General features: G+C 76.2%; 17 protein-coding genes. 9 read left to right on the top strand and 8 right to left on the bottom strand.

The features are described from left to right. Positions 1 to 512 precede the first annotated feature (512 nt). Positions 513 to 1,016, top strand: coding sequence for a hypothetical protein (locus tag Cph01nite_RS18460; RefSeq protein WP_203676431.1), 504 nt, complete (start codon positions 513 to 515; stop codon positions 1,014 to 1,016). Between the two features lie 18 nt (positions 1,017 to 1,034). On the opposite strand, the gene Cph01nite_RS18455 is transcribed toward Cph01nite_RS18460, so the two are convergent. Then, positions 1,035 to 2,042, bottom strand: a complete 1,008-nt coding sequence (locus Cph01nite_RS18455; RefSeq protein ID WP_203676430.1) for an EamA family transporter — start codon at positions 2,040 to 2,042, stop codon at positions 1,035 to 1,037. Positions 2,043 to 2,114: 72 nt separating this feature from the next. Here Cph01nite_RS18455 and Cph01nite_RS18450 point away from each other — a divergent pair, with 72 nt between their 5' ends. Continuing rightward, complete coding sequence (locus Cph01nite_RS18450) at positions 2,115 to 3,017, top strand: LysR family transcriptional regulator (protein WP_203676429.1); 903 nt, start codon at positions 2,115 to 2,117, stop codon at positions 3,015 to 3,017. A gap of 88 nt (positions 3,018 to 3,105) precedes the next feature. On the opposite strand, the gene Cph01nite_RS18445 is transcribed toward Cph01nite_RS18450, so the two are convergent. The 3 genes from Cph01nite_RS18445 to Cph01nite_RS18435 form a co-directional block, all read right to left on the bottom strand. Then, positions 3,106 to 4,353 (bottom strand): ATP-binding protein, encoded by a 1,248-nt coding sequence (locus tag Cph01nite_RS18445; protein WP_203676427.1) that lies wholly within the window; start codon positions 4,351 to 4,353, stop codon positions 3,106 to 3,108. A gap of 85 nt (positions 4,354 to 4,438) precedes the next feature. Beyond that, positions 4,439 to 5,239, bottom strand: coding sequence for a DUF5995 family protein (locus tag Cph01nite_RS18440; protein WP_203676426.1), 801 nt, complete (start codon positions 5,237 to 5,239; stop codon positions 4,439 to 4,441). Positions 5,240 to 5,368: 129 nt separating this feature from the next. Further along, the gene (locus Cph01nite_RS18435; RefSeq protein WP_203676424.1) at positions 5,369 to 5,587 is read right to left on the bottom strand and encodes an SCO4848 family membrane protein; all 219 of its coding nucleotides are present in this window, start codon (positions 5,585 to 5,587) and stop codon (positions 5,369 to 5,371) included. A gap of 78 nt (positions 5,588 to 5,665) precedes the next feature. Between Cph01nite_RS18435 and Cph01nite_RS18430 the strand changes: the two genes are divergently transcribed. Beyond that, positions 5,666 to 6,316 (top strand): Pr6Pr family membrane protein, encoded by a 651-nt coding sequence (locus Cph01nite_RS18430; protein WP_203676422.1) that lies wholly within the window; start codon positions 5,666 to 5,668, stop codon positions 6,314 to 6,316. 28 nt (positions 6,317 to 6,344) lie between these two features. Further along, positions 6,345 to 7,121 (top strand): class I SAM-dependent methyltransferase, encoded by a 777-nt coding sequence (locus Cph01nite_RS18425; protein ID WP_203676420.1) that lies wholly within the window; start codon positions 6,345 to 6,347, stop codon positions 7,119 to 7,121. Positions 7,122 to 7,139: 18 nt separating this feature from the next. Here the strand turns inward: Cph01nite_RS18425 and Cph01nite_RS18420 are convergent, their stop codons facing one another. Continuing rightward, a complete protein-coding gene (locus Cph01nite_RS18420; protein WP_203676418.1) occupies positions 7,140 to 8,129 on the bottom strand; it encodes a pirin family protein in 990 nt (329 codons plus the stop codon). 51 nt (positions 8,130 to 8,180) lie between these two features. Between Cph01nite_RS18420 and Cph01nite_RS18415 the strand changes: the two genes are divergently transcribed. From Cph01nite_RS18415 to Cph01nite_RS18405, 3 genes are all read left to right on the top strand, one after another. Next, positions 8,181 to 8,867, top strand: coding sequence for a hypothetical protein (locus Cph01nite_RS18415; protein ID WP_203676416.1), 687 nt, complete (start codon positions 8,181 to 8,183; stop codon positions 8,865 to 8,867). Between the two features lie 63 nt (positions 8,868 to 8,930). Beyond that, positions 8,931 to 9,539, top strand: coding sequence for a dihydrofolate reductase family protein (locus Cph01nite_RS18410; RefSeq protein WP_203676414.1), 609 nt, complete (start codon positions 8,931 to 8,933; stop codon positions 9,537 to 9,539). A gap of 70 nt (positions 9,540 to 9,609) precedes the next feature. Beyond that, the gene (locus tag Cph01nite_RS18405; RefSeq protein ID WP_203676411.1) at positions 9,610 to 9,882 is read left to right on the top strand and encodes a hypothetical protein; all 273 of its coding nucleotides are present in this window, start codon (positions 9,610 to 9,612) and stop codon (positions 9,880 to 9,882) included. Between the two features lie 38 nt (positions 9,883 to 9,920). On the opposite strand, the gene Cph01nite_RS18400 is transcribed toward Cph01nite_RS18405, so the two are convergent. From Cph01nite_RS18400 to Cph01nite_RS18390, 3 genes are read right to left on the bottom strand one after another with little or no spacing between them, the layout of a single operon-like run. Further along, complete coding sequence (locus Cph01nite_RS18400; RefSeq protein WP_203676410.1) at positions 9,921 to 10,628, bottom strand: glycosyltransferase family 2 protein; 708 nt, start codon at positions 10,626 to 10,628, stop codon at positions 9,921 to 9,923. Next, on the bottom strand, positions 10,625 to 12,040 hold the full coding sequence (locus Cph01nite_RS18395) for a bifunctional PIG-L family deacetylase/class I SAM-dependent methyltransferase (RefSeq protein ID WP_239069359.1): 1,416 nt from the start codon (positions 12,038 to 12,040) through the stop codon (positions 10,625 to 10,627). Before Cph01nite_RS18395 ends, Cph01nite_RS18400 begins: the two co-directional genes overlap by 4 nt. Then, entirely contained in the window at positions 12,019 to 13,068 is a 1,050-nt protein-coding gene (locus tag Cph01nite_RS18390) for an acyl-CoA dehydrogenase family protein (RefSeq protein WP_203676409.1), read from the bottom strand. Before Cph01nite_RS18390 ends, Cph01nite_RS18395 begins: the two co-directional genes overlap by 22 nt. 161 nt (positions 13,069 to 13,229) lie before the next feature. Here Cph01nite_RS18390 and Cph01nite_RS18385 point away from each other — a divergent pair, with 161 nt between their 5' ends. Further along, complete coding sequence (locus tag Cph01nite_RS18385; RefSeq protein ID WP_203676407.1) at positions 13,230 to 14,672, top strand: NAD(P)/FAD-dependent oxidoreductase; 1,443 nt, start codon at positions 13,230 to 13,232, stop codon at positions 14,670 to 14,672. Between the two features lie 79 nt (positions 14,673 to 14,751). Continuing rightward, positions 14,752 to 15,057, top strand: a complete 306-nt coding sequence (locus Cph01nite_RS18380) for a hypothetical protein (protein WP_203676402.1) — start codon at positions 14,752 to 14,754, stop codon at positions 15,055 to 15,057. Positions 15,058 to 15,103: the final 46 nt, after the last annotated feature.

Genomic DNA, 15,103 nt, shown 5'->3' with positions numbered 1-15,103 from the left:
ATGCCGACGATCTGCTGGTCGCGTGGTTGCCCACCCCGCAGACGGATCCGGAGGACGTCGAAGCCGCACTGCTGACTCAGTTCGCGGCGCACTACGGACGCCGCCCCTTCGCGAACCGCAAGATGGGCCGTGCGACGCGTCCGTGATCGCGTCCGATCCAGCTCGCGGCAGCGTCCACGCGGGATCGCGCGTTCTTGCAGTTCAGCGCGTTGCGGTGTGAGCGTCGAGACCGAAGTCGTGTGACTGCATGTCCCCGCGGGCTCCCGGACGCGCAGGTCAAGGCAGTTGTGTCACCATCCCGCCGTGGATGTCTCAGGACATCGGCAACGAGCCGGACCCTCAGGGGTCCGGCTCGTTGCGTTGGTGGCGGTTGCTGTTGCAGGGCTGGTTGACGCTGTGACCTGCGGCGCCCCCGATCGGTCTCGTCCTCGCCGCGTGGCCGATGGGATCGCAGATCGGGCCGGCGGCCGGGCGAGCAGCGGTACGATCCGCGCCTGCTCGCACCGTCGGGCATGATGCTCATGATGGTCGTCGCAGCCGTTGTGATCACCGCTTTGGTGATCGGTATGGGCGTCGTCCTGCACCGGACCTTCGCACCCGTGCGGTACGCGCGGTACCTCGCCCGGTGGGCCTACTTCACCGCGGGCCCGTACGGGATCCGGCCGGGGCGGGCGGCGAGGATCGTGCGGGTCCTGACTGCCGGCCTGATGGTCGTGGTGGCGGGCGCGCTCGTGCTCTGCCTCGTGCTCGAGGCCTACCCGGATCCCGCCACGGTCCCGGACTGGTACCTGGTGGCGACACTGGTGTGGTGCGGGGTCGCCGTGCTCACCGCTGTGCTCTCGATCGTCGTGGGCCTCTCCGGGCGGCCGAGGGCCCTGATGATCTCGCAGCTGCGTGGGCTGTCGGTCGACGAGGCCGACGCGTGGGTGCAGCGCACCATGAAGCTGCCCGCCGAGTGGGCCGCGCACGTCGACGGCGAGCCCGCCCCGCGCAAGGGGAGGAGAGTGCGCCCGTGAGGGCCGCGGCGGCACCTGCTACGGAGCCGCCCGGTCCGGGCCCGAGCCGCCCCTCCCGGTCAGTCCCGGCGCCACCGCCTGTCGCGAGCCCTCGTCGAGGTCGAGGGCGCGCGTCGGGGCAGGCGCGGCGGCGGACGTCGAGCGACGTCGACGCGTGCTGCCCAGCAGCACCCCGGCGACCACCAGGGCACCGCAGGCCAGCTCCGTCGGCGACGTGCGCTCGCGCAGCAGCAGCCACGAGGCGCCGATGCCGACGACGGGCACGAGCATCGAGAACGGCGCCACCGTGCTGGACGGGTGCCGGCCCATCAGGGTGGTCCACAGCCCGGAACCGACGAGCGTGGCGACGACGACGGTGAACGCCAGCCCGCCGAGCGCGAGGAGCCCCCGGGTGCTGCCGAGCCCGTGGAACGAACCGGCGATCCGCGCGGGGCCCTCGACGGCGAGAGACAGCGCCAGCAGCGGCAGCGGCGGCACCACGGACATCCAGAGCATGAGCCGGAACGGCTCACCCGGCTGCGCCTGTCCCGCGCGTCGGCTGCCCAGGTTGCCGACGGCCCAGCCGAGACCGCCGCACAGGGTCAGCAGCACCGGGACCACGGCCGCGCCGCCCACCTGACCGGCCCGGTACGCGGCGATCCCGGCGAGGCCGGCGACCGCGAGCAGGACTCCGGCGCCCTGCCGGGCCGTGATCCGCTCACGCAGGAAGGCCGCCGCCAGCAGGACGGTGAACGGGCCTGACGACTGGAGCACCAGGGACGCCAGGCCGGTCGGCATGCCGCTGGACATCGCCAGGTACAGGAACGTGAACTGCAGGACGCCGAACCCCAGGCCGTAGAGCGCGATCCACCGCCAGGGAGCGGCCGGCCGCGGGACCAGCAGGAGCGTCGGCACGGCGATGAGCGCGAACCTGACCGCGACCAGGAAGAACGGCGGGAACTGCTCGAGCGACAGGTGGATCGCCGGGAAGTTCAGCCCCCAGCACACCGCGACGAGAGCGGCGAGGAGGCGGTCGCGAGTGGGCACGTGCCGAGCATGGGCCCTGCCCACCGTGCACCACCATCGAAAAGTACTGACGTGACGATGTAGCGTTGCTGCATGGACGCCCGTGCCCTCGAGACGCTCCGGGCGGTGGGCTCGCAGGGCGGCGTCACCGCCGCCGCGCGGGTGCTGCACCTGACCCCGTCGGCCGTGTCCCAGCAGGTCGCGCTGCTGCAGCGCGAGGTCGGTGTGCCCCTGACCGAGCGCGTCGGCCGCGGGCTGCGGCTGACGCCCGCGGGGGAGGCGCTGGCCGAGGCCGCCCTGGACGTCGCCGTCGCCCTCGAACGGGCGCGGGCGGCGTGCGACAGGTTCCTGACGCGGCCCCAGGGGCTGGTGCGCGTCTCGGCCTTCCAAAGCGCGGCGCTGCTGCTGCTCCCCGCCCTGCTCACCCGCGTGGCCGCCATCGACGGGCTCACGCTCGAGTGCTCGGACGAGGACGTCGCGCAGGACGACTTCGTCGCGCTGACCGACCGGATGGACGTCGTGATCGCCCACCGGCCCGACGAGGAGGCCGGCTGGCCCGGCGGCGACGCGCTGCGCGTCGTGCCCTTGCTGCGCGAGCCGCTCGACGTCGCGGTCCCGCTCGACCACCCGCTGGCGCAGCGGACGCAGGTCGGCCCTGCGGACCTGCGGGACGTGCCCTGGATCGCCGTGCGCGAGGGGTTCCCGGTGGCACGGGTGCTCGCCGGCGTCGGTGCACGGTCCGGCGCGGCACCGCGGATCGTGCACCGGGTGAACGACTTCCACGTGGTCGAGGCGCTCGTCGAGGCCGGCCACGGGGTGTCGCTGCTGCCCCGGTACGCGTTCGGCGGCGGCGCCCGCGTTCGCCTCGTCCCGCTCACCGGCGTGCGGGCCGGACGGCGGATCGACGCGCTGGTGCGCCGGGACCGCGCCGAGCGGCTGGTCGTCCGGCGCGTGCTCGACGAGCTGCGGGCGGTCGCGGCCGCCCTCGACGAGTGACCCGGGAGGCGCGGCATCTGACTCCCGCCTCGGCGACGACGGCTGCTCGGGCGCGTCCCCGACCTGTCCTGGCCTCCCGCATGCCGTGTCAGGGCCCGAGGCTGAGGAGCGAGACGACGTCGACCCCGTCGGGGCGCCGGTACGACGGACCCGTCGCGGTCACGACGGCTAGCGCAGCGGGGGGGCGGCGCATGTGGCGGGCGATGGCCAGCAGGCCGGCCGCTGCGGGATCGACGATCTCGGGCCGCGCCGACAGCTTGACCTCGATACCGATCCACTGGTCGTCGCGGACCACGACCGCGTCGAGCTCTGCCCCTGAGCTCTCCTGGTACGCATGGACGGTGCCGCCGATCGCCTGCGCGTAGATCGACAGGTCACGGAACGCGAGACTCTCGATGTGCTGTCCGAACGCCTCGGGGTCGGCGACGAGCGACCGCGGGGACGCGCCCAGCGCCGCGACCGCGAGCGACGGGTCGACCAGGTGCCGCTTCGGTGACTTGCGCAGCTGCGCGCCCGACCGGAGGTGCTGCCCCCACGCGGTCTGCTCGACCGCGATCCACAGCCGTTGCAGGGCGTCGAGGTAGGAGGTGAGCGTCCTGGTAGCCAGCGACTGCCCGCGGCCGGTGACGTCTGCCTGGAGGGTCTTGTCGGTGACGTAGGTGCCGTTGCTGCGTGCGAGGGCGTAGATCAGGTCATTGACCTTCCGCGGGTCTCGGCGCACCCCGTCGACGGTGACGATGTCGGCCGAGGTGATGGTCCTCAGGTAGTCGCGGTTGGCGTTGAGCGCGTCCCCGAGGTCGCGGTGCAGGTTTGCCGGCCATCCGCCGCGGCACAGGAGCTCGGCGACACCGTGGAGGTCGACGTCGGACCCGGCGCTCGACGCGCGGGCGCCGTCGAACATTCCCGCGAGCGAGACTGCGCCGTCCGATGCCCCTGTCTCGTACAGCGACATGGGAGCCATCCGGATCCGTGCCACACGGCCGGCTCCGGTGTGCCGTGTGAGGTCGTCGGCGGGTGTAGCGGAGCCGGTGAGGATGAACTGCCCGTCCGCCTGGCGCTCGTCCACCTGGTACCGGACGGCATTCCAGACCCCGGGGACGAGTTGCCACTCGTCGACGAGCCGAGGCGCCGGGCCGTCGAGGAGGAGGTTCGGGTCCGCCGCTCCCGCAGCCCGGAGCTGGGGGCTGGCGTCCAGGCGGACGGTCGATGCGGCCTGCTGGCGCCCGGTGGTGGTCTTCCCGCAGGCCTTCGGCCCCTCGAGCAGGACGGCACCGGCAGAGCGCAGGCTGCGTCGCAGTTGCTCGTCGACGAGACGCGGCAGGTACGACGCGGGCATGTGCACTCCGATGCATATATTAGTTGCAGTCCAGTGCAGTGAATATACACGGACCGGACCCCGGCCCGACTGGCCCCTCGCCCGCTCAGAACGGCAGGGGAGCCCGCAGCAGACCCCGTCCGATGTACGTCGCGATCGCGTCGAGCCGGCGCTCCGACGCCGTGCACGCCTCCGGCGTGGCGCCCTGGGACCACACGCGCGTGGCCTCGACCCAGGCGAGGTCGCGGGTGAACGTGACGACGAGGTCGGAGAGCCAGTTCGCGGCGACGTCCCAGGGCGCGCCGTCCGGGCCGGACGACAGGAGCGAGCCCAGCTCCTCGCGCAGCCCGTCCATCTCCTGGTCGAACACGTCGTTGACGAGCAGGTAGTCGTGGTACTGCGAGCCGCGCCTGTCCGCGCCGTCCGGGGGGATCCGGCGCCAGGTGGCGATCAGCGCGTGCGCGAGGTCGTAGTTGATGTGGGCGTTGACGCCGAGCACGGCGAAGTTCACGGGCGGCACCGTCGGGTCGCTGCGGTGGTCGAACAGGACGCGCCACACGCCGGGAGCCCCGTGGACGTCGGCGGCGTAGCGGCGCAGCGCGTCGAAGTAGCGTGCGGCGAACTCCAGGTCGAGGCCCACGAGGAACGGCGACGACGCGAACTCCCCGGCCTCCACCATCTCGCCCACCCGCCGGGTGATGACGACGTACAGCCGCGTGAACGACGCGATGCCGTCCCCGTCGCCGAGCACCGACGTCGCTGCGGCGTGCGCCCCGATGGCCTCCAGGCGCTCGACGACCTCCGGGATCGAGGCCGGCGGGGTCCGTCCGGCCAGCTCGGCCAGCTCCTGCGCGCTGCGTGGTGCGCCCGTGGCGCGGTCCGCCCGGTGGGGCTCGGCACCGTCCACCGCCGCTCCTTCCCCTCGGCAGCCCGGCAGCGGGCCGCGGCCGGGCGGGACCTCACCGATGATCCTCGTCGGGCGCCGACGCGGGAAGGGGGCGGGCGGCGACGGGCCGAGGCCCGCGCGCCCCGCGGGTCAGAGCAGCGTCAGTACCCCGAGGGCGCCGACCGCGACGCCGAGCACGAGCGACACCACGACGAGCACGAGGTGCACCGTGAAGAACCGGGTCGCCCTGCCCTCGGCGTCGCGCGCCCGTGGGTCGGTGCTCACGCGCTGCCAGAACCGCGGCCACACGACGAGGTTCCAGGCGCCGGCAGCGACGAGGACGAGGGACCAGGGCAGGGGGAGCTCCACGAGGCCGATCGTGGCACAGGCCGGCGCGCACGCGTCGACCGTCCGACGGCTGCACCCGCCGGGCCTAGGCTCGCGGCCGTGCCGCCGACCCCGCCGCCCCGATCCCGCACGGTCGTCCTCGGGGCGTGCCGGATCGGGGTCGGGGTCGCGGTCCTGGTGGTGCTCGCCGTGTCGTACGGAGCGCAGCGTGCAGCGGGCCGGGGGGCGGTCGTCGACTTCCTCGGGTACTTCACCCACCTGACCAGCCTGCTCGCGAGCCTGCTGCTCGTGGTGACGGGTGCCCTCCTCGTGGCCGGACGGCGGGTCCCGCCGGGCCTGACCCTGGCACGGGGGGTCGCGGCGGCCTGCCTGCTGGTCGTCGCGGTCGTGTACAACGTCCTCACCCCTGGCGCCGGGGGTGCGGCCCCGTGGATCAGCGCGGTCCTGCACGTCGGGCTCCCGTGCGTCGTCGCGCTGGACTGGCTGCTCGTCGGCGACCGTCCGCCGCTGCCGTGGCGTCGCCTGGGGTGGGTGCTGCCGTACCCGCTGCTGTGGTTGGCGGTGACCCTGGTGCGGGGCGCCACCGACGGCTGGGTCCCGTACGGCTTCCTGCTGCCGGATCGAGGGGTGGGCTCGCTCGCGCGGCACGTCGCGGGTCTGCTCGTGACGCTGCTCGTCGCGGGCGCCCTCGTGTGGGCGGCGAGCCGCACCCGCGGGCGCTGGCTCCGACGCCCGCCCGCGGCTCCCTGAGGCGGGCGCCGACGGGTACGTTCACCCGATGGGTCTGCGACAGCTCGCCTGGCGAGCCTGCTACGAGCTGCTCGGCGCCCGCGTCCGGCAACCGGCGTGGACGTTCATGAACTACGGCTACGCGCCGCTGGACGACGCGGCCCCGCCGCTGGTGCTCGACCCCGCCGACGAGCCGGACCGCTACGGCATCGGGCTGTACGCGCACGTGCTGGACGGCGTCGACGTCGCGGGTGCCGACGTGCTCGAGGTGGGGTCCGGGCGCGGCGGGGGAGTGTCGTGGGTCGCGCGCACGCTCGGCCCGGCGACGACGACGGGCGTGGACCTGGCCGCGTCGGCGGTGGCCCTCAGCCGCCGGGACCGCAGCGGGCCCGGCCTGCGGTTCGTGCAGGGCGACGCGCTCGCGCTGCCGTTCGACGACGCGTCGTTCGACGTCGTCCTCAACGTCGAGTCCTCGCACTGCTACCCGTCGACGGAGCGGTTCGTCGCCGAGGTGCACCGCGTGCTGCGCCCCGGCGGCACGTTCGCGTGGGCGGACTTCCGCCGCGCGGACGACGTGGCGGCCACCCGCGCGCAGCTGCGGTCCAGCGGCCTGGTGCCCGTGCACGAGGACGACGTCACCGCGCAGGTCCTGCACGCGCTGCGGCTGGACGACGCCCGCCGCGCCGAGCTGGTCCGGGCGTGGATCCCGCGCGTCGCTCGGCCCGCCTTCCGCCCGTTCGCCGCGCTGGACGGCTCGTCCACGCACGAGCGCTTCCGCACGGGCAAGACGCGCTACCTCTGCGCCCGGCTCCGACGGTCCACCTGACCGGCCCCCGGGCGGGTCTCAGCGCTCGCGCGGGCGCAGCCGGACGTTCGGCAGCTCGGGGGCGGGCAGCGGCGGGCCGTCGTAGCCCTGCACCTCACCGAACCGCGCCAGCCCGGCGGCGTCGCCCGTGAGGGACGCCTGCCACTGCGCGCGCGCCTCGACGACCTCGTCGTGCGTGCGCCCCACAAAGTTCCACCACATGAGCACGGGCTCCTCGAACGGTGCCCCGCCGAGGAGCACCGCGCGCACGGGCGCGTCGCCGGCCTCGAGGACGAGCACGTCGCGCCCCGGCGGCGCGTAGGCGAGCCACGACCGCTCGACGTCGTGCCCCTCGAACCGCAGCACCCCGGTGTCGACGAGCACCCCGTGCTCGAACGCCGCGTCGACGGGCAGCGTCACGCGCGCGCCCGCCGGGACGTCGACCTGCGCCGCGACGAGCGGCGAGTACGCGCGCGCCGGCGACGCGACGCCGCCCAGCGCCCCCATGAACACGCGCACCACCGTGCCGTCGACGGCGAACGACGGGACGTCCGCGACGTGGTCGAAGGCCCGCTCCCCGTGCCGCGCGGACTCCGGCAGCACGGTCCACAGCTGCACGCCGTGCAGCACGGGCCGGTCGGGGAACAGCGCGGGCGTGGCCTCCTCGCTGTGGCAGATCCCGTCGCCCGCCGTCATGAGGTTGAGCTGCCCGGGCACGACGACCTGCTCGGAGCCGAGCGCGTCGCGGTGCAGCACCGACCCCTCGAACAGCCACGTCACCGTCTGCAGCCCGGTGTGCGGGTGCGGCGGCACGTCCATGCCGCCGGTCGCGGCGACGTCGTCGGGCCCGTAGTGGTCGGCGAAGCAGAACGGCCCCACCAGCGAGCGCGCCTTCGACGGCAGGGTGCGACGCACCGTCATCGCGCGCGGACCACCCAGCGGCACGTCGCGCGGCTCGACGAGCTCCACGTCGGCGGCCGGGCCGGCGACGCACACCTGCTCGACGGGGTGCGGGTCGTGGTTCGTCACGTCGGCCAGGCTACGTGCGGGGCGCCGGGTGCGCGTGGGTAGCGTGGTGGTGTGACCGGCTCGCCCCACCTCGTCGCCGCCGGCGCGTCCTGGGACGACGGCCCGGACGCCGGCGCGTGGATCGCTGCCCGCCTCGGGCCGTTCGGCGCGAGCGTCGGGCACGCCGTCCCGCACGGGTACGACGCGTACGCCGTCGTGCCCGTGCCGTCGCCGGCCGACGACCCGCAGGGGACCGAGGACGCCGCCGCCCTCGCGCGCCTGCTCGACGTGCTCGCGGAGGGCACCGGGGACCAGCCGGTGCACTGCGGCCTGTGGGAGGGCTGGGGGTTCCTGCACGACCACGGGACGGACCCGCGAGACGCGCCCGGCATGGGCACCTCCGTCGTGTGGACCGGTGACGGGCCGCCCGACGCCGCGGAGATGGAGCGAGCCCGGGCCGAGGCCCGCGAGGCCCTGGCCGCAAGGCGCGTGGAGCGCCCGGCCGCCGAGCCGCTCCACCTGCCGCACCGGGCCTACCACCTGTGGACCGGACCGCTGCGGTCCGCGCTCGCGCTGCGCCACGAGGCGGTGCCGTCGCTGGTGTGGCCGGACGACCGCACCTGGTGCGTGGGCGTGCCGATCCACACGCGGGAGATCGCGGTCGCGGCGTCCGCCGACGTCGTCGACGCCCTGGTCGCGGACCTGGGCCTCGGCGCCCGCCGCGCGAGCCCGGACGACCTGCTCGACATCGCCGACTGACCCGATGAGTCCGGGAGTCGGCTCCGGTCGACACCCCTGATCCCCTCGACCCCGGAGGTTCGCATGGCGACCGTCGTGTCCACCCTGTTCATCTCGCTCGACGGCGTCGCCGAGATCGACCCTGACTGGCACTTCCCGTACTTCGACGAGCAGATGGGCGCGGCCGTCGGCGAGGACTACGAGGACGTCGACGTGCTCGTCCTGGGGCGGGTCACGTACGACTCCTTCGTCGGGGCGTGGCCCGAGCGCGAGGCCGCCGGCGGCGAGGACGCCGCCTTCGCGGCCCAGCTCGGGGACGTGCGCAAGCTCGTCGCGACCCGCGGCGACGGCGACCTGGGGTGGCGCAACGTCGAGCGGACGGCCGACGTCGTGGCCGCGGTCCGGTCGCTGCGGGACGACGCGACGCTCGGCAAGGTGCTGGTCGCCGGCTCGATCACGGTGGTCCGCCAGCTCCTCGACGCCGGTGTGCTCGACGAGCTGCGGCTGTTCGTCCACCCGGTCGCGGCCCGCCGCGGCGAGCGGCTGTTCACCGACGCCACCACGATCCAGCCGTTCACCCTGCTGCGGACCGACGTGTTCCCGCGGGGGGTCGTCAAGCACGTCTACGCACCGGGCGAGCTGCCCGCCGCCGCGACGTACGACGACGCCAAGGAGCACCTGCCCGACGCGTGACCCGCGGACCGTGACCGGGTCACCCGTGCGGTCCCGGACGGCGCGCCGTGCCGCGGCCTATCGTGCGGTCATGACCGACGCGAGCCCCGCACCCCGACGCGAGACGCGGCTGCACGCGCTCGCCCGGGGTGTGGCGATCGTGGCGGCGCTGCTCGCGCTCGCGGACGTCGTGCGGTGGGCCAACCGGTGGTACGTCTCGACGATGCTCGCGGACACCCCCGACGGCGGGCTGCCGCTGGTCGCCGCCGCGCACTCCGCCCTCGTGGGTGCCGTGGCCTGGTCGCTCGTGGCGGTCGCGGCCGCGTTCGTCGGCTGGCGGTTCCGCATCGTCGCCGCCCCCTGAGGCGCGGCCGTCCCGCGCCCGCAGCGGCCCCCACGTGCTCACGTCCGCAGCAGCGTCGTGCGCAGGTGCCCGGCGTAGCCGCCGGGCGTGCGGCCCTCGGGCCGGCCGGACGTGCGCACGTCGACCACGTCCGAGGCGACCACGCGTGCGCCCGTCGCCCGCAGCCGCGCCACCAGGTCGACGTCCTCGTGCTCCGCGGCCGGGGCGAACCCGCCCGCGCGCAGGTACGCCGACGCCCGGACCCCCAGGTTCGCGCCGTGCACGTGCCCGTTGGGCCGGCCCGGGACGTGCGTCCGCCGCCACGCCGCCCACTGGGCCGCCGTGAGGTCCGCGGGGTCCGGGTGCACCGTCCCGACGACGACGTCCGCCCCGCAGTCGGCCAGCCGCACGTGCTCGACCAGCCAGTCCGCGCGGACCTCGGAGTCCGCGTCCGTGCCGGCCAGCCACGTGCGGGCCGGGTCGCCGGGTGCGGCGGCGAGCGCGGCGCGCACCCCGGCGCGGCGGGCGGCCCCCACGTCGCCGGCGTCGAGGGTGACGACGCGCACGTCGCCGTGCCGGGCGACGACGTCCGCGCTCGCGTCCCGGCACGCGTCGAGCACCACGACGACGTCGACCGTGCACCCGCCGCGGGCGAGCAGCTCGCGGCGGGCCCTCGCCAGCGCGACCAGGCAGCGCCCGAGGAGCGCCTCCTCGTCCCGCACGGGGACGACGACGGCGACGTGCGCGACGGGCTCCGGCGCGCTCACCGCAGCCCCGTGCGCTCGGCCACGGACCGCGGGTCGCGGCTCCACACGTCGAGCAGCAGGTCGGCCTCGCGGTGCTCGACGAGGTGCGCCAGCCCGGCGTCCTGCGCGGCGCGCGCCAGGGCGCGGTGGACCGCGTCACCGGGCAGCGGGTAGTCCTCGACGGGGTGCCGCCAGTGGCACGCCAGCACGGTGCCGCCGCGTGACAGGCGCGTCAGCAGGTCGGGCAGCGCGACGGTCAGGTCCGCCCAGGACAGGTAGTACCCGACCTCGGAGAGCACGACGAGGTCGAACGGGCCGCCGGGCAGGGCGTCGTCGTCCGTGCCGCCGAGCGCGCCGTGCACGAGCCGCACGTGCGGGGCGTGGGCGAGGCGGGCCCGTGCCGCCGCCAGGGCCGCGTCGGCGACGTCGGTGCCGGTCAGGGCGTCGCAGCGGGCCGCGAGCTCGGCGGTGAGGACGCCGATCGAGCAGCCGACCTCCAGGGCGCGGCCGTACCGCTCGTCGGGCAGGGCCGCCAGCGTCAGAGCCCGCTTGCGCGCCTCGTACGGGCGGTCGGTGAACCCCCACGGGTCCGCGTGCCGGGCGTAGGTCGCGTCGAAGTAGGCGGCCGGCAGGCTCGCGCGGTCCGCGGGTCCGTCGTCGCGGCGCGTCGGCTCCCGCACGACGAACGGCTCGAGGTCACGGTCGAACCCCCGCAGGAACCGCGGGTGCAGCACCGGCACGTCCGCGGGGTGGTCCGACAACGGCTGCACCTGGGTCTCGTGCGCCGCGACCGCGCGCTGCTTGACGACGACCGCGTGGTCGGACAGCGGCAGGGCGCGCAGGTCGTCCCACGGCACCGCCGGGTCGTCGGGCGTCGCCCAGTGCCACAACCACAGCGGCGCCTCGGCCAGCGTGCACCCCAGCTCGTCGGCCAGGTCGGCGCACACCTCGGCGAGCACCCGGTGGTCGCGGTGCGCGTCGCCGCGCCACGTCGTGACGAGCGTGCGCACCGGTGCGCCCGTCGTGAGGATCGCCCGCAGGTCGGCCGTGACCCGGTCGCGCGACTCGCACAGGCCGCCGTCGGGGTGGCCGAGCAGCGTGACGTCCGACGCGGGCGACAGGATCTCGACGGCCGCGCGCACCTCGTCGACGCGGCGGCGGGCCAGGGCGGTGGGGTCGAGCGTCGGCGAGCCGGGGTGCGACGCGGCGCCGTCGGACACCACGACGACGTCCGCGGGGCGGCCCGCGGCGGCGAGCTCGGCGAGCAGACCACCGGCCGTCAGCGTCTCGTCGTCGGGGTGCGCCGCGACGACCACGGTGCGGCCCTCGCGCGGCAGCGGCCACGGCGGCAGCGCGGCGAGCGGCTCGTCCCACACGTGCGGCGGGGTGCCGGGCCCGCGCCCGTCGAACGTCACCACGGCGCGTCGTCCCACCCCGCGAGCTTGGCACCCAGGGACGCGTCGTCGCGCTCGGCGTGCTGCTGGCGCACGTAGACCTGCAGGTCGGCGACGCGCTTGGCGTGCGCGGCGTCCAGCGCGAGGGGCGCGGGGCCCAGGGCGTGGCCGACGCGCGTCAGGACGTCCTCGCAGGTCCGCGCGACCGTGGCGCGGACCCGCTGGGCGACGACCGGCCCCGGGACGCCGGGGTCGAGGTCGCCGTCGACGACGAGCGCGGCCTCCGCGAGCGCCCGGCGCGCGTCCTGCAGGCCGGCGTCCACCGCGCCCAGGTGCATGGCGACGAGCCGGTCGTCGCTCGCCGACGCGCGCGCCCACAGGGCTCGGGCCAGGCCCACCGCGCCGCCGTACCAGCAGGCCGCCACTCCGATCCCGCCCCACCAGAACCCGGGACGCTCGAGGTACCAGCCGGGCCCGCCGACGGCGGTGGCCGGGACGTCGTCGAACGCGACCGGCGTCGAGGGGATCTCCACCAGCCCGCGCGACACCCACGGCTGGTCGACCGGTGCGACGCCCGGGCCGGCGAGGTCGACCGCGAACAGCGCGCGCCCGCCGCCGGGCAGGTGCGCGGTGACCAGCGCGGCGTCGAGACGGTCCGCCAGGGAGCACCAGGGCTTGGTGCCGGTCAGCCGCCAGCCGCCGTCGAGCGGCACCGCGTCCAGCCGCACCCCCGGACCCTCGGCGGCGAACACGCCCCACGTGCGGGCGCCCGTGTCCGGGAGCCCCGCCTGGTCGAGGATCGCCAGGGCGTCCAGGTGCGGCTCGACGGCGCGCGCGACACCCAGGTCGTGCGCGGCGAGGCTCGCGAGCAGCGACCACAGCGCGGCCGTCGTCCCCGTGCCCGGTCGCAGGTCCGCGGGCCAGTGGCGGACGGCCGCGAGCGCCTCGTCGGGGTCGCTCGGGGCGACGTCCGGCAGCCACGGCGTTGACGGGCCGAGCTGCACGGGGGTGGTGATGCGGGCCACGGACGTCCTCGGGGGAGCGGTGCGGGTGGACCAGCCGATCATGACCGGCGACGGTCGCTGCGGCGACCGGAACGCGCTGGGGCGGGTTCGGGACACGTGGTGTCCCGAACTGCGCACACGGACGCCCGCGGGCCGGGCCGTCATCAGCGGGACGTCGCCGAGCGGGTCTGGTGCGGTGCGTCGTGCGCCCGGAGGATGGGGGCATGGGCAGCCCGGGGGCACAGCAGCAGGACGTCGTCGTCATCGGTGCGGGCATGGCCGGACTGCTCGCCGCGGCCGCGCTCGCACGGGACGGCCGCACCGTCACCCTGCTCGACCGCGACGACCTGCCCGACGGCCCCGAGCCGCGCCCGGGGGTGCCGCAGGGCCGGCAGCCGCACCTGCTGCTGCACCGCGGCCTGCGGGCGATCGAGGACCTGCTGCCGGGGTTCGGCGACAACCTGCGCGCCGCCGGTGCCGTGCCCGTCGACACCGGGGACCTCGCGTGGCTGAGCGCCGCGGGCTGGACGCCCACGGTCCGCGAGGTCGAGGTGCTCCTCGCGACGCGTCCGCTGCTCGAGCACCGGCTGCGGCAGTGCGTCCTGGCGCTGCCCGGCGTGCGGGTCGTGGGCAACCAGCGGGTCACCGGGCTGCGCCGCGGCGGGCCCGGCGAGCCCCGCTGGTGGGTGGACGCCGCCACTGCCGGGTGGTCCGACGGGCCCGGCGCCGGCCCGGCGGACGACGCGGGTACCCGGGCCTGGCCCGCCCACCTGGTCGTCGACGCCTCCGGGCGGGCCTCCCGCCTCCCGACGTGGCTCGACGGGCTCGGGCTGCCCGCGGCGCAGGTGGAGGAGCTCGACGCGCGCGTCGGGTACGCGACGGTCCGCGTGCGGCTGCCCGCGGACCGGGTGGGCGCCCGCGGGGTCGTCCTGCTGCAGCTGCCCGGGCAGGGCGGCGGGCTCGCGCTGCCCACCGAGGACGGCTGGTGGACGGTCACCGGCATCGGCGCGGGCGAGCAGCGCCCCCCGCGCGACCTGCCCGGCCTGCGCACCTTCCTCGCCGGGCTGCGGGACGACGCCCTCGCACGCGTCGCCGCCGCGGGGCCCCTCGACGGGGACGTCGCGACCCACCGCCAGACCGGCAACCGCCGCCACCGGTACGACCGCCTGCCCGGGTGGCCGGACGGTCTGCTCGTCGTCGGGGACGCGCTGTTCGCCCTCGACCCGGTGTACGGGCAGGGCATCACCGTCGCCGCGCTCGAGGCGCAGCGGCTGCGCCGCGCCGACGCACGCGAGCCGCTGGGTGGAGACGGCGCGGCCGCGCGCGTCGTGCGGGACTGCGCGCGGCTCGCGGAGCTGCCGTGGCAGATGGCGACCAGCGCGGACCGCGAGCTCGCCGGGCTGCCACGCTCGCGCGCGCCGCTGTCGGTGCTGTCGGGGTGGTGGATCGCCGAGCTGGGGCGCCTGACCGCGCACGGTGACACCGTCGCGCAGGTCGCCATGTCCCGCGTCTACCAGCTCCTGGACCCGCCGACCACCCTGTTCCACCCTCGGCTCGTCGCGCGGTGGCTGCGGGCGCGGGCCCGCGGGTACGGGGCACCGGTGCCCCGGCCCGTCCTGCTGCCGGACGAGGTGCCCGGCGTCGGCGTCGTCGGCGGTGGGCGGTAGCGTCGTCGCCCGTGGGCACCCCGGTCGTGGCGAAGGTCGCCGTCGGCGACGCCGGCCGGCCCGCCCGTGCGGGAGCGGCGTGCCGTCGTACCGCGTGACCGCGTCCGTCGGGCTGCTGCGCCCCGGAACGTCCGCGCCCGACGTGCTGCCGCAGGCCGTCGCCGCGGCCCGGGCGCTGACGACGGTCGAGGCGTTCGACGTCGGCGTGGTGCGCGGGCAGGCGCGCGTGACCGTGCGCTTCCAGGCGGACGACGACCCGGCCGCGCGACGCGTCGGCTGGGCCGTCATCGAGCGCCTCGACGAGCTCGCCGAGACCACCGACGGCCACCTGACCCGCCGCTACGGCAACCGCTGGTACCCCGCGGGCCGACGACCCCGCGCCTGAACCCGCTCGTCCGCCGGTGAGGGCTGGATTGCTCTCTCGCGGGAGG

The organism is Cellulomonas phragmiteti (genome assembly GCF_016862775.1).
GTDB classification, from domain to species: Bacteria; Actinomycetota; Actinomycetes; order Actinomycetales; family Cellulomonadaceae; genus Cellulomonas; species Cellulomonas phragmiteti.
Note: the sequence above shows the minus strand (reverse complement) of the source record. Positions and strands in the feature narration are given on the sequence as shown.

Excerpts from the sequence above, each read along its gene's own strand:
- Cph01nite_RS18460 (WP_203676431.1), top strand. The coding sequence starts at position 513 with ATGATGCTCATGATGGTCGTCGCAGCCGTTGTGATCACCGCTTTGGTG.
- Cph01nite_RS18450 (WP_203676429.1), top strand. The coding sequence starts at position 2,115 with ATGGACGCCCGTGCCCTCGAGACGCTCCGGGCGGTGGGCTCGCAGGGC.
- Cph01nite_RS18445 (WP_203676427.1), bottom strand. The coding sequence starts at position 4,353 with ATGCCCGCGTCGTACCTGCCGCGTCTCGTCGACGAGCAACTGCGACGC.
- Cph01nite_RS18425 (WP_203676420.1), top strand. The coding sequence starts at position 6,345 with ATGGGTCTGCGACAGCTCGCCTGGCGAGCCTGCTACGAGCTGCTCGGC.
- Cph01nite_RS18410 (WP_203676414.1), top strand. The coding sequence starts at position 8,931 with ATGGCGACCGTCGTGTCCACCCTGTTCATCTCGCTCGACGGCGTCGCC.
- Cph01nite_RS18405 (WP_203676411.1), top strand. The coding sequence starts at position 9,610 with ATGACCGACGCGAGCCCCGCACCCCGACGCGAGACGCGGCTGCACGCG.
- Cph01nite_RS18390 (WP_203676409.1), bottom strand. The coding sequence starts at position 13,068 with ATGATCGGCTGGTCCACCCGCACCGCTCCCCCGAGGACGTCCGTGGCC.
- Cph01nite_RS18385 (WP_203676407.1), top strand. The coding sequence starts at position 13,230 with ATGGGCAGCCCGGGGGCACAGCAGCAGGACGTCGTCGTCATCGGTGCG.